Source organism: Xanthobacter dioxanivorans (genome assembly GCF_016807805.1).
Classification (GTDB): Bacteria; Pseudomonadota; Alphaproteobacteria; order Rhizobiales; family Xanthobacteraceae; genus Xanthobacter; species Xanthobacter dioxanivorans.
The window spans coordinates 6,156,568-6,169,205 of sequence record NZ_CP063362.1; the positions used below are offsets into that span (position 1 = coordinate 6,156,568).

Consider the following 12,638-nt stretch of genomic DNA (forward strand, 5'->3'; position numbering starts at 1 on the left):
GCCACGCACCTTTGTTGCCTGGCGTCAGGAGTTCGCTGACTTTCGTCTTGACCCGTTGCACGCTCTTCTTGGACGGGCTTGCGCCCAGATACCACCGGCCGCCGTCGGGAAGTAGTGTGGTCCCAACGAATAGCCAAGGAAGTCGAAGCGCTCGTGTCGGGCATCCTTCACCGAGGTCTTGGCCTCGTTGAGTGTCAGCCCGAGTTTCGTCATCACAGCCTTCGTCCACAGCGCCTCATCCGCGTGTCCGCGGCTCAGGATGACGAAGTCGTCGGCATAGGAGATGACGTGTGCACGGAACGCCTCGCCGCGTCCGGTGCGGTGCCAATGTTTCAGGAAGCGGTTCATATAGATGACCGAGAGCAGCGGGCTTGCGACCCCGCCTTGCGGCGTGCCGCGTTTGGCTCGCCTGCCCCGCTCATGTGCCGTTTCCCATCACCGTCCCGCTCTTCGATCGGCGCCTTCAGCCACACCTTGATCAGCCGCAGCACGTGCCGGTCGACAATGCGTCGGGCCACCGATTTGAGGAGGTCCGAATGCGGGATCGTGTCGAAATATTTCGACAAATCGGCGTCTACCACGTCGGTATAGCCCCGGCAGATCAGCCGGTGCGTTTCCTTGACCGCGTCGCGTGCGCGGCAGACGCGGTCGATAGCCGTAGGCGCTGTCCTCAAAGTCCGCCTCGAAGATCGGTTCCAGCACCAGTTTGGCGGCGGTCTGGACTACCCGATCCTGAATGGTCGGGATGCCGAGCGGGCGTTCGCCGCCCCCGGCTTCGGGATCATCACCCGCCGCACCGGCTGTGGCCGGTACGTCTTCGTGACGAGTTCCTCGCGCAGGCCCGCCAGCCACCTCTCCACGCCTTCCGCCTCGATCTGTGCGAAGGTCACGCCGTCCACGCCCGGCGCACCCGCATTGGCGCGGGCCAGCGCATAGGCATGGCGCAGCATGTCCTCGCGACAGATCTTGTCGTACAGCACATAGAAGCGGAAGGCGGGCTCCACCTTCGCCTTACAATAGAGCTTCCTCTGCAGGTTCCTGATCTTTTCGGGTGTTTCGAGGTTCATCGCCAATCACCCCTTCCTCACCAACTTCGAAAGCACACCAGAAGTCGGGGTCCTTTCCTCCGCCGGCGTTGCCCGGCCTCAACGGTCGTATGACCCTGTCCGACTCCCGCCCGGTCCATCGCCAACCGCGATGTCGAAGCCGCGACCTCCGACCGGACGGGCCTCCCCCGATTACCCGCATCACCCTTCCAACGTGCCGTGCCCAATACCCCGGCAGACCGGACAGGTGCGTGTGTCGATTGCTTCCCTGTCCGCACGGCCTTCCCCGAGCAAGAGGCGGGTCGGCGTCTGCATTGACTCTTTCGAGGCCTGCTCAGGCTTCACTCGCGTTACGGCCCGCTGGATCGCTCCGCCACCCAAGGCGGCCTTTGTCACGAGGCTTCGATCCGACCAGTTACCCAGCCGAACCGCTCGTCAGCTTCCAGATCAATCGACAACTCTCTGGGTGGGACCTTCCTCCACTGGTGATACGCGCCTTCGAGGCGCACTCTTGCCCGCGTCATAGCCCCGAGGTCCGCCGCTTTCCGTGGTTTTCACGCTCTGGCTGTCGATCACCCCGGCGCTGGGCGAGGCCTCGCGACCAACCGCTTCGCGCCCAATCAACAGCAGCGCGTGGTTCAATGACAACCACAGCCTGTTGTCCCACCACAGGTAAAACCAGCGTCGTACTGTCGAGACCGGTGGAAAACATGGCGGCAGCATCCGTCATGGCGGGCCCCCCGCAGCAGATACAAGATCGCCTCGACAATCCGCCTCAGTGGCCGCTTGCGCGGTTGCCCCACATGCGAGGGAGGCGGAAAGAACGGCTCCAGCAGCGCCCACTTGGCATCGGTCAAATCGCTTGGCAAAGCAAGGTCCGCACGGGCATACTGCGCCCGAGCGGCGTCGGTCCACATCGTTGATTTCCTCTGGTTCGTTGCCAAACCGCTGAACCAACGATCATGGCGGGCGTCAAGCTAACCCGCTGACACCGCTCAACTTAATTTCGGATAAGGCTCTGAGCGTTTTCGCCGATGAGGAGGACGGCAGGCTGTCCCCGCGCATGCGCCAGCTGGTAGAGGACTTGAGGGCGGAATGGCGCGGCCTCGACGATAGGATCGCGGCCTTCGATGCGGAGTTTATGGCGATGGCACGCGAGGATGCGCTCGCCCGTCGTCTTTCGACGATCCCAGGGATTGGGCCCATCAACGCCACGGCTCTTGTGGCGGCGGTCGGGGTTGCGCAGAGCTTCGGGCGAGGCCGAGACCTTGCCGCATGGCTGGGACGCGTCCCACGGCAGGCGACGATGGGTGGCCGACCGAAACTGCTCGGCAGATCCAAGCGCGGCAACCGACAGCTGCGGGCGAACCTGATCCACGGGGCCAGAGCGGTACTGCCGCGTGTGCTTGCCCAGGACACACCACTGGGTCGATGGGCGCACAGCTTGTCGACGCGGGCGCACAAGAACATGCGCTTCCTCCGGCTGGGTCTGGAAGATCCAGTGCGGGACGCCAGGACGATCTGGCTCTTTCGCGAGCAGCTGACCCGCGCCGGTGCGATCACCGAACTGTTCGCCGACTTCGACGCTTGGCTGAAGGGGCGCGGCTATCTTGCGATGTCCGGCCAGATAGTCGACGCCTCGATCATCGCCGCGCCAGAGGAACACCGACGCCGAGAAGGCGGGCTGAAGGAGGGGCGGATTCCCGAAGACTGGGCCGCCAACCCGGCCAACCTTGCCCAGAAGGATCGGGACGCCCGCTGGACGCTGAAGCGGGTAAAGGCCCGCAAGGCCAAGGACGATGGCACCAAGGCGAAGGTCGAGATCGCCATCCCGGTGTTCGGCTACAAGAACCACATCTCCATTGCCGGCAAGAACCCGGCTAAGATGATGAGATGAGCCCCGCAGCAGGATTCCATCGCCACGATTGGCGCCGGCATCTTGACGATGAAGTCTATCACTCCATCACGCTTCATCCAACGGCGCAGGACTACGGCTCCCGTCTCGTCAAGCCCCGCCAGACTGCAGACGTTCTTGCCGAGATCGATTCCCAACACCACGATCGTCATCGCTCCGCTCCCTTCCTCGTCTCTATATATCTCCGGGCGAAGCGGGGATGAGGCAATGTCCGTTTGAGGAAGTAACACCTCCGGCCAGATTGCCCGTCCAAGCGATCGGCCGAGGAAGGAATCGTCAGCCCTTCACCTTGGCGATTTCCGTCATAAGCTCGGGGATGACGGTATTGATGTCGCCGACGAGGCCGTAGTCGGCCACCTGGAAGATGGGGGCCTCCTCGTCCTTGTTGACGGCGACGATGACCTTGGAGTCCTTCATGCCGGCGAGATGCTGGATGGCGCCGGAGATGCCGAGGGCGACATAGAGCTCGGGGGCGACCACCTTGCCGGTCTGCCCCACCTGCCAGTCGTTCGGCGCATAGCCCGCATCCACCGCGGCACGCGAGGCGCCCACCGCCGCGCCCAGCGCGTCGGCCAGGGGCTCGATGAGCTCGGCGAACTTCTCCCGCGAGCCCACCGCGCGGCCGCCCGACACGATGATCTTCGCCGCGGTCAGCTCGGGACGGTCGGACGCGGCGATGCTCTCCTCCGCGAAGGTGGAGAGCGCCGGGTCGGCCGCCGCGCCCACCGCCTCGATGGCGGCGGAGCCGCCCTCGCCGGTCGCCGCGAAGGAGGCGGTGCGCACCGTCACCACCTTCTTGGCGTCGTTGGATTTCGCCGTCTGGATGGCGTTGCCGGCATAGATGGGCCGCTCGAACGTGTCGGGCGAGACCACCTTGATGATGTCGGACACCTGCATCACGTCGAGCAGTGCCGCCACGCGCGGCAGCACGTTCTTGGCGCACGCCGTGGAGGGGCCGACGATGGCGTCGTAGGAGCCGGCGAGGGAAACGATCAGCGCCGCCAGCGGCTCGGCGAGGCGGTGTGCATAGAGCGCGTCGTCCGCGAGGAGCACCTTCTCGACGCCAGAGAGCTTCGCTGCGGCTTCGGCCACGCCCCTGGCGTTCTGGCCGGCGACCAGCACATGCACGGGAGAACCGATCGCGGCGGCAGCGGTCAGCGCCTTGGCGGTGACGCCGTTGAGGGCCGAATTGTCGTGTTCGGCAATGAGCAGAACGGCCATCAGATCACCCCCGCCTCGTCCTTGAGCTTCGCCACCAGCTCGGCCACCGAGCCCACCTTCACGCCCGCCTTGCGGCCGGCTGGCTCCTGGGTCTTCAGCACCTCGAGCCGCGGGGCGACGTCGACGCCGTAATCGGCCGGCGTCTTCTCGGCGATGGGCTTCTTCTTCGCCTTCATGATGTTGGGCAGCGAGGCGTAGCGCGGCTCGTTGAGGCGCAGGTCCGTCGTGACGATGGCCGGGCCGTTGAGCTTGATGGTCTGCAGGCCGCCGTCGATCTCGCGGGTGACGACCACGCCGCCGTCCTCCACCACGACCTTGGACGCGAAGGTGGCCTGAGGCCAGCCCAGCAGCGCCGCCAGCATCTGGCCGGTCTGGTTGCAGTCGTCGTCGATGGCCTGCTTGCCGAGGATCACGAGGCCGGGGGCTTCCTCGCCCACCACGCCCTTGAGGATCTTAGCCACCGCGAGCGGCTCGACGGTGGCGGCGGTCTTCACCAGGATGCCGCGGTCAGCGCCCATGGCCAGCGCCGTGCGCAGGGTCTCGGAAGCCTGGGCCGGTCCGATGGAAACCGCCACCACCTCGGTCGCCTTGCCGGCTTCCTTGAGGCGCAGCGCCTCTTCCACCGCGATCTCGTCGAACGGGTTCATGGACATCTTGACGTTCGCCAATTCGACGCCCGACCCGTCCGACTTCACCCGGACCTTTACGTTGTAATCCACCACCCGCTTAACGGGCACCAGGATCTTCATGGCTGTCGCCTCTCGTGGGATGCAGGTGGGGCAACGCCAGCCAGAGGCTCGGCCGTCCGGCCGAGGATGGCCCGCGCCCGGATGCGCACGGGTTCATCCACCATGGTGCCATCGACGGCTGCCGCACCATCCCCGCTGGCGAGCACCTTGCGCGCCCAGGCGATCTCGGCCTCGTCCGGGGCGAAGCCGGCGCGGATCGCCGCGATCTGGCGGGGATGGATGGCGAGCTTGCCGCCGAAGCCGAGGTCGCGCGCATGTCGCGCGTCGCCCGCTACCGCCTCCGCATTGTCGATGGCCGTGGTCACGCCGTCGATGGGTGGCGGGAGGCCGGCGAGGCGCGAGGCGAGAACGAGTTCGCTGCGCGCCGCCAGCAGGGCTTCGCGCACATGGGCGCACCCGAGGTCGGCGCAGAAATCGATGCTGCCGAAGGCGAGACGCGCGACATGCGCCGTCTGCGCGATCAGGCGGGCACCGGCGAGCCCGCGCGCCGTCTCGACCAAAGCGATCACCGGGACGGGCGAGGCCGCGCACAAGGCCGCGAAGGCCTCCCCGGCCTCGGCCTTGGGCACCATGACGGCGGCGAACGCGCGCCCGGCGAGGGCGGCCATGTCGGCGGCGTGCCACGGCGTTCCGAGGCCGTTGACGCGCACAAGCAGCGGCACCGACGCGAAGTCCGAGCGCAGGGCCGCGCGCGCCGCGTCCTTGGCGTCCGTCGCCACCGCGTCTTCCAGGTCGAGGATCACGGCGTCGGCCCCGGCGTCCGCCGCCTTTGCGAACCTGTCCGGGCGATCGGCCGGAACGAACAGGGGGACGGTGAAATCGAGCGGCGCGCCCATCACCAGGAAGCCTCCGCAGCCATGCATACGGGGCCGCCCTCGCGCGCCGTCCACAGCTTCAGCCCCTCCCCATCCGCCGTCGCATGCAGGGCGAAGGCGTCGGTGTCGAACAGCGGGGAGAGACCACGGAAGGCGAAGCGCCGGGGTGGCGCGCCCCGGATCTCGGCGGCATAGGTGCACAGAAGTGCCGCCTGCATCGGTCCCTGCACGACGAGGGCCGGATAGCCCTCCACCTCGGTCGCGTAGGGCCGGTCGTAGTGAATGCGATGCGCGTTGAATGTCAGCGCCGAGTAGCGGAAGAGCAGCGGCGTGCCGGCCGTCATGGGCTTGACGAATGCGCCCCTCTCGGCCGCCGGTGGCACCTTTCCCGCCGCTCCGGCATCGGCACGGCGATAGACGATGTCCTGCCGCTCCTCGATGGCGAGCGTGCCGTTCGCCGCCACGCGATGCTCGACGGTGACGAAGCACAGCGGGCCGGTGCGTCCCTCCTTCAGCGCCACGTCGGCGATGCGGGACACCCGCCGCACCGCATCGCCGACCTTCAGGTCGCCGTGAAATGTCAGCGCCCCGCCCGCCCACATGCGCCGGGGCAACGGCACCGGCGGCAGGAAGCCGCCGCGGGCGGGATGGCCGTCCGCGCCGAGCCCCGAGGTGGGGACCGCGGGCTGCGCGAGACAGAAGTGGATGAGCTGCGGCACCGCCGCGCCATGGGTCGGCGGTGCGCCCGGCATGTCGAACATGGCGTGGTATTTGCGCGCGAGATCCTCGCTGAGGACTTCGGCGCCGATGTCCTCGCGGCCGATCCAGGATCTGAGGTGATCCATGTCGATCACCGGCTGATCGGACGGGGCCATCAATAGGACCTCGGCATGCCGAGCACATGCTCGGCCAGGTAGGACAGGATGAGGTTGGTGGAGATCGGCGCCACCTGGTAAAGCCGCGTCTCGCGGAACTTGCGCTCCACGTCGTACTCCTCCGCAAAGCCGAACCCGCCATGGGTCTGGATGCAGGCGTTGGCCGCCTCGAAGGAGGCGTCGGCGGCCAGCATCTTGGCCATGTTGGCCTCGGCGCCGGGATTCTCCCCGGCCTCATAGAGCCGGATCGCCTCGCGCACCATCAGCTCCGCGGCGCGCATGTTGGCGTAGGCTTTGGCGATGGGGAACTGGATGCCCTGGTTCTGGCCGATGGGGCGACCGAAGACGTGCCGTTCCTTCGCATAGGCCGAAGCCTTGTCGATGAACCATTTGGCATCGCCGACGCATTCGGAGGCGATGAGGATGCGCTCGGCATTCATGCCGGAGAGGATGTAGCGGAAGCCCTTGCCCTCCTCGCCCACGAGGTTCTCCGCCGGCACCCGCACGTTGTCGAAGAAGACCTCGGTGGTGGCGTGGTTCATCATGGTGCGGATGGGGCGGATGGTGAGCCCGGCCTCCAGCGCCTCGCGCATGTCGAGGATGAACACGGACAGCCCCTCGGTGCGCTTCGCCACCTGGTCGCGCGGCGTCGTGCGGGCGAGCAGCAGCATCAGGTCGGATTGCGCCGCCCGGCTGGTCCAGATCTTCTGGCCGTTGACCACATAATGGTCGCCCTCGCGGCGGGCGGTGGTGCGCAGCGCCGTGGTGTCGGTGCCGCTGGTAGGCTCGGTGACGCCGAACGCCTGCAGGCGCAACTCGCCCGAGGCCACCTTGGGCAGGTAGCGCGCCTTCTGCTCCGGCGAGCCGTGCCGCAGCACCGTGCCCATCACATACATCTGGGCATGGCAGGCCGCGCCGTTGCAGCCCTGCCGCTGGATCTCCTCCATGATGACCGCGGCCGCCGACAGCGGCAGCCCGGCGCCGCCATATTCCTCGGGGATCAGCGCCGAGAGGAAGCCGCTCTCGGTCAGCGCCGTCACGAATTCGGTCGGATAGGCCATCTCGCGGTCGAGCTTGCGCCAGTATTCACCGGGAAAGCCGGCGCACTGCTTCGCAATTCCCTCGCGAATCTCAGAATGATCTTGCTGATGCATGCCAGGAAACTGTTGTTGGCGCGGTTCTTCGGGAAAGCGGCTGAGGCGTCCGATGGCGCTGTCGGAGGGCCGAACGCAATCTGGTGCCAAAATTCTGCCGCAACATTGGCAAAAGCGCTGCCTTGGCAGAGCCAGGCGAGTCGACGCCAGAACTCGACCGGACCATGATCTTTGGCAGTTGGCGAAACGCCCGTCGCAAGAAGTGTCACCCCTGAGAGAGCAGCCACGCGAACGGGTCTCCCCCCTTGAAACACCTCATCATCGCCTCCCCTGAAAGCGACTGGAGTCGCTGGCGGCGCTTCGTGCCCCTCAATTTTAGCTGGAGCACTGCGCCTTCTTGATAGAGCTTTTTCATGCTGGTTTGCTCTAAGGTATGTTTCAAGCGTATTTTTAGCATATCAGTCATAAGGAAACGGCATCATGGACCTGCGACAGTTGCGCAGCTTCGTGCAGATAGCGGAACTGGAAAGCATCACCGCCGCCGCCGAGCGCTTGGGAGTGGCCCAGCCGGCACTCAGCCGGCAGGTTCAGTTGCTAGAGGAAGAGCTCGGCGTGCCTCTGCTGTGCCGGCACGGGCGGGGCGTCATTCCGACCGAGGCGGGGCGGATGCTGGCCGACCGTGCCCGGCCGATTCTCAGTGATGTCGACGCCATGGTGCATGACGTGATGGCACGAGATCATCGCCTCCGCGGCACTGTGACCCTCGGCCTGCCGCCGACGGTGGCGGAGGTTCTGGCGACACCGCTGGTGACCGAGAGCCTGCGCGTCTATCCGGATGTGAAGCTGAGGGTCGTCGCGGGCTTTTCCGGCCATGTGCAGGACTGGCTACTGAGCGGCACCATCGACATCGGTGTGACCTATCAGGGCGCGAAGGTGCCGCTGGTGCGCACCCATCCGCTTCTGCTCGAGCGGCTGTTCCTAGTCGAGCCGCCGGGCGCGCCTGCGAAGCCCATCACGCTGCCGGAAGCACTTTCACGCAGGCTCATTCTGCCCAGTCCCAGCCACGGGCTGCGCAAGCTGGTCGATGATGCCGCTCGCCAGGCGCTCATCGCGCCTAAGGTGATCCTCGATATCGACATCCTACCCACCCTCCTCGCCTTCGTCGAGCGTGGCACGGGCAGCACGATCCTGCCGCTCGTCAGCGTCTTCCAGCGGGTCAATGAGGGCCGCCTCGTCGCCCGTCCCATCGAATCCCCGGTGCTCGACCGCACGCTGGTCCTGTGGACGCCTCTCAACCGGCCGGGCAGCCGCCTAACTGGTCCCTTCACGACGATGCTCGGCGACACAGTGTGCCGGCTCGTCGCCGCCGGTGAATGGCCGGGCACCAAGCTTTGATGTTGGAATCCTACCAGGGTGATACATACTGGATTGTTATCGCTGAAATTCAGAAACGGCTTTTGTCGGCGCTCTGAGGGAGCCGTAGCTTGGGTAGAAGCAGGGGTGAAAAGTATTCAGAGCATCAATTGCCAGGAGGGCTTCAGCTTTTCGACTGTGCGCGCACGGGCGGCCCGTCCGGATATGGGCCTTTGTGTGCCACGCCTTCCCTCATGCCGTCCCGGCGGCGAATCTTCCAGTTTGCGCCGTGCTCGTTTCGACAGGTGACTTTATGAGCGCTCTAGAAGGCAAACTCGTAATCGCGATCGAACAGGCCGTTGCCGCCCCGTTCTGCACCTCCCGACTGGCCGACGCCGGGGCACGGGTCATCAAGGTGGAGCGGCCGGAAGGGGACTTTGCCCGCGGCTATGATCGCGCGGCGCAGGGGCTTTCTAGCTATTTCATCTGGCTCAACCGGGGCAAGGAATCGCTGGTGCTCGACCTCAAGGCAGAGGAGGATCGGGTTTTTCTGCTTGCCATGATCGACCGCGCCGACGTGCTGGTTCAAAACCTCAAACCAGGCGCGCTCGACCGCTTGGGGCTTGGCCCGCAGGCGATGCTGAAGCGGCGGCCGGAGCTTGTGTGCTGCTCCATCAGCGGCTATGGCGAGGTCGGTCCCTATGCGCGGCGCAAGGCCTATGACCTCCTCATCCAGGCCGATAGCGGCCTGTGCAGCATCACGGGCGGGCCGGAAGCGGCGGCGCGCGTCGGCATCTCCCTGGTGGATATCGCGACCGGCGCCACTGCCTATGCGGCCATCCTCGAGGCGCTTATCGCGCGCGAGGCGACGGGGCGCGGGCTGGACATCCGCATCTCCATGTTCGATGTGATCGCCGATTGGTTGGCGGTGCCCTTCCTGCATGCCAAGGCGGGCAATCCGCCGGCGCGGGTCGGCCTCGCCCATCCGTCCATTTCGCCTTACGGCGTTTTTTCCACGCGCGACGGCCGGGAGCTGCTGATCTCCATCCAGAACGACCGGGAATGGGGCAGTTTCGCCCGTAACCTGCTCGAGCGGCCGGACATGATCTCAGACCCGCGCTTTGCCACTAACAATCAGCGGGTGATGAACCGGGCTGACGTGGACGAAATCCTGAGTGCCCGCTTCGCCGCGCTGGACCACGCCCAGGCGGTGGCGCTGCTGCTGGAAGCGGACACGGCCTTTGCCGACGTCAACTCTATCACCGATCTGATTCATCATCCGCACCTCAATACCGCATTGGTGCAGACCGAAGCTGGTCTTCAGGCCATCCCGGCTCCCGCTCCAGTGATGGATGGGATGCGCCGCACGGGTCATCATGTGCCAGCGCTGGGCCAGAACAGCGCGGCCATCCGGGCTGAGTTCGCACACCAGCCGGTCGCCTGACATGAGCCGCAGACGCGGCGCCGATCTCGGGAAGCCCTCCATCGCCCCTAGATGCCGTAATGGGCCTACCGCCGGGGTGTAGCCTGGCGGGGCGGCTGTCCCTCAGAGTGATGGTGTGAAGACGGGGTCCGAGGTGATCGGCCCCATGCAACATCGAGGGACAGCCATGGACCACTATGTCGGGATCGATGTGTCGTTGGAACAGAGCAGCTGACCTGCCCCTGATTTTTTCCTCCAAGCGAAGCTAGAGTCCGGCCCGACGAGGGGACGGACGGATGAAGCGATCACGGTTCACGGAAGAGATGGGGTATTCGGTCCTGATCTCTTGAGCCGTTTGCAGCGTTCCGCTGCGAAGAGGACGATCGGGGCCTGAACCCAGCGCCGGGAGGTCCCCATGGTGTACGTCGGCCTTGATGTCTCTTTGAACTCCGTAGCCGTCTGTGTCATCGACCGGGAAGGTCAAATCCTGAAGGAGGCGAGCGTGGCGTCGGAGGCGTCCGCCATCTCGCAGTGTCTCCAGCCCTGGCGGGATCGGATTGCGAAGATTGGGCTTGAGGCTGGGCCGATGTCGGAATGGCTGACTGCGGGTCTGGCGGAGCTTGGTTTTCCCGCCATCAGTCTGGAGGCGCGGCAGGTGAAAGCGGCGTTGTCGGCAATGCCCGTCAAGACCGATCGGAACGACGCGCGCGGTATTGCCCAGGTGGTCAGGGCTGGCTGGTACAAGATCGTGCACGTGAAGAGCATCGGCAGCCAGCATGCGCGAACGTTGGTGGCGGCGCGCAAGCACCTGATCCGCTCCATCACCGCGTCAGAGCAGACACTTCGCGGATTGCTCCGTCCCTTCGGCTTGAAGGTTGGCATCGTGTCGCGGGCCGGATTTGCCTCCCGTGTCCGAGATCTGGTTGGAAACAACGCCATCCTGGCTGAGGTGATGGCTCCCCTATTGGCAGCCCGGGACGCACTGATGCAGGAGTACCAGCGCCTTCACCGCCTGGTCGTCCAGGCTGTCCGGAATGATCCGGTCTGCCGCCTGTTGACGACCATGCCCGGGATCGGGCCGGTTTCCGCTCTGACGTTCAGAGCAACGATCGATGCGCCCGAGCGTTTTGCCCGCTCCCGGTCCGTCGGGGCTTATCTCGGGCTCACACCTCGGCGGTATCAATCGGGCGAGATCGATCGGACCGGACGGATCACCAAAGTGGGCGACGGGGAGACGCGAACTGTGCTGTTCGAGGCCGCCAACGTCATCCTGCGACCGAGCACACGCTGGTCACCGATGAAGGCCTGGGCGGTGCGCATCGCTCATGCGCTGGCGGCCGAGCGCCGGCGGTTCGGCTACCGACGGCTGTTCGTGCTGCTGCGCCAGGCAGGCGAGCCTTCGGGCAAGAACCGCATCTACAGGCTCTATCGCGAGGAGGGCCTGAGCGTGCGCAAGCGCCGGGGGCGACGCCGAGCCGTGGGGGCGCGGGCGCCGATCCTGGTGGAGGCCAAGGCCAATGCCCGCTGGTCCTTGGACTTCGTGCACGACCAACTCGCCTGTGGCCGTCGGTTCCGGATCCTCAATGTCGTGGACGACGTCACCCGCGAATGCCTGGCGGCGATCCCAGACACCTCCGTCTCGGGCCGGCGGGTGGCGCGGGTGCTGATCCGCCAACGCACGACCCCGTGAACGGCGGGTATGGGGCCTCGCTCGATCGCCTCGACCAGCGCCGCGCGATGAGCAGCTTTCAACAGCGACTGCGGCCCTGGCGCCTTTCGGTCGATCAGCCCGTCAGGACCCGCCGCGTTGAACTTCATCACCCAGTCCCGCACGATCTGCAACGTGACCCCGCCGATCCGCGCTGCCTCCGTCCGGCTCGCCCCCTCATAGATCGCGGCCAGCGCGAGCAAGCGCCGGGCTTGCGCACCATCCTTCGACCGTCTGGCGGCGGCCCTTACCGCGATGGCGTCGAAGTCGGTGCGAAGCGCGATGGGCATGGCAAACTCCAATCCGTTTGCCATCTTGAATCAGCGCCCGATGCCACTGGCAAGCCCTCAAGAGTCACGACCCGCGAGCTTTGGTATCAGACCCAATCTTCCATGCCGAAACACACAAAAGGTGACGCTCATCCATGGTTGGGTTCTGT

The 12,638-nt window shown here is 65.9% G+C and carries 11 protein-coding genes and 6 pseudogenes; 6 read left to right on the plus strand and 11 right to left on the minus strand.

All coding sequences use genetic code 11. The features are described 5' to 3' along the window. Positions 1-24: 24 nt before the first annotated feature. The 4 genes and pseudogenes from EZH22_RS32190 to EZH22_RS28820 all read right to left on the minus strand — a co-directional run. Entirely contained in the window at positions 25-366 is a 342-nt protein-coding gene (locus EZH22_RS32190; RefSeq protein ID WP_231711597.1) for a reverse transcriptase domain-containing protein, read from the minus strand. Beyond that, positions 345-674: a hypothetical protein gene (locus EZH22_RS32195; RefSeq protein ID WP_231711207.1), complete on the minus strand. Its 330-nt coding sequence runs from the start codon at positions 672-674 to the stop codon at positions 345-347. Before EZH22_RS32195 ends, EZH22_RS32190 begins: the two co-directional genes overlap by 22 nt. A gap of 48 nt (positions 675-722) precedes the next feature. Then, on the minus strand, positions 723-1,067 hold the full coding sequence (locus EZH22_RS32200; RefSeq protein ID WP_231711208.1) for a reverse transcriptase family protein: 345 nt from the start codon (positions 1,065-1,067) through the stop codon (positions 723-725). 471 nt (positions 1,068-1,538) lie between these two features. Continuing rightward, a pseudogene (locus tag EZH22_RS28820) lies at positions 1,539-1,963 on the minus strand (transposase); the annotation flags it as partial. Positions 1,964-2,193: 230 nt separating this feature from the next. On the opposite strand from EZH22_RS28820, the pseudogene EZH22_RS33070 reads away from it, so the two are divergent. Together EZH22_RS33070 and EZH22_RS33075 are read left to right on the plus strand one after the other, a co-directional pair. Next, positions 2,194-2,388 (plus strand): annotated as a pseudogene (locus EZH22_RS33070) (transposase); the annotation flags it as partial. 126 nt (positions 2,389-2,514) lie between these two features. Continuing rightward, positions 2,515-2,910: pseudogene (locus tag EZH22_RS33075) on the plus strand (IS5/IS1182 family transposase); the annotation flags it as partial. On the opposite strand, the gene EZH22_RS28830 reads toward EZH22_RS33075, so the two are convergent. From EZH22_RS28830 to EZH22_RS28855, 6 genes are all read right to left on the minus strand, one after another. Then, on the minus strand, positions 2,889-3,113 hold the full coding sequence (locus EZH22_RS28830; RefSeq protein WP_203193717.1) for a hypothetical protein: 225 nt from the start codon (positions 3,111-3,113) through the stop codon (positions 2,889-2,891). The pseudogene EZH22_RS33075 and the gene EZH22_RS28830 overlap by 22 nt on opposite strands. A gap of 124 nt (positions 3,114-3,237) precedes the next feature. Further along, positions 3,238-4,182 carry an electron transfer flavoprotein subunit alpha/FixB family protein gene (locus tag EZH22_RS28835; protein ID WP_203193718.1) on the minus strand — a complete coding sequence of 315 codons (945 nt, stop codon included), beginning with the start codon at positions 4,180-4,182 and terminating at the stop codon, positions 3,238-3,240. Further along, positions 4,182-4,931 carry an electron transfer flavoprotein subunit beta/FixA family protein gene (locus tag EZH22_RS28840; RefSeq protein ID WP_203193719.1) on the minus strand — a complete coding sequence of 250 codons (750 nt, stop codon included), beginning with the start codon at positions 4,929-4,931 and terminating at the stop codon, positions 4,182-4,184. The genes EZH22_RS28835 and EZH22_RS28840 overlap by 1 nt, the downstream gene beginning before the upstream one ends. After that, on the minus strand, positions 4,928-5,767 hold the full coding sequence (locus EZH22_RS28845; protein ID WP_203196820.1) for an HpcH/HpaI aldolase/citrate lyase family protein: 840 nt from the start codon (positions 5,765-5,767) through the stop codon (positions 4,928-4,930). Before EZH22_RS28845 ends, EZH22_RS28840 begins: the two co-directional genes overlap by 4 nt. Continuing rightward, positions 5,767-6,621, minus strand: a complete 855-nt coding sequence (locus EZH22_RS28850; RefSeq protein WP_203193720.1) for an FAS1-like dehydratase domain-containing protein — start codon at positions 6,619-6,621, stop codon at positions 5,767-5,769. Before EZH22_RS28850 ends, EZH22_RS28845 begins: the two co-directional genes overlap by 1 nt. Next, a complete protein-coding gene (locus EZH22_RS28855; RefSeq protein WP_203193721.1) occupies positions 6,621-7,775 on the minus strand; it encodes an acyl-CoA dehydrogenase family protein in 1,155 nt (384 codons plus the stop codon). The genes EZH22_RS28850 and EZH22_RS28855 overlap by 1 nt, the downstream gene beginning before the upstream one ends. Before the next feature lie 420 nt (positions 7,776-8,195). Here EZH22_RS28855 and EZH22_RS28860 point away from each other — a divergent pair, with 420 nt between their 5' ends. The 4 genes and pseudogenes from EZH22_RS28860 to EZH22_RS32205 form a co-directional block, all read left to right on the plus strand. Continuing rightward, a complete protein-coding gene (locus tag EZH22_RS28860; RefSeq protein WP_203193722.1) occupies positions 8,196-9,110 on the plus strand; it encodes a LysR family transcriptional regulator in 915 nt (304 codons plus the stop codon). Positions 9,111-9,381: 271 nt separating this feature from the next. Continuing rightward, positions 9,382-10,512 (plus strand): CaiB/BaiF CoA transferase family protein, encoded by a 1,131-nt coding sequence (locus EZH22_RS28865; protein WP_203193723.1) that lies wholly within the window; start codon positions 9,382-9,384, stop codon positions 10,510-10,512. Positions 10,513-10,906: 394 nt separating this feature from the next. Beyond that, positions 10,907-11,752, plus strand: a pseudogene (locus tag EZH22_RS28875) (IS110 family RNA-guided transposase); the annotation flags it as partial. A 69-nt stretch (positions 11,753-11,821) separates the two neighbouring features. Further along, positions 11,822-12,163: pseudogene (locus EZH22_RS32205) on the plus strand (IS3 family transposase); the annotation flags it as partial. Here the strand turns inward: EZH22_RS32205 and EZH22_RS32210 are convergent. Beyond that, positions 12,157-12,513 (minus strand): annotated as a pseudogene (locus EZH22_RS32210) (helix-turn-helix domain-containing protein); the annotation flags it as partial. The pseudogenes EZH22_RS32205 and EZH22_RS32210 overlap by 7 nt on opposite strands. Positions 12,514-12,638 lie beyond the last annotated feature (125 nt).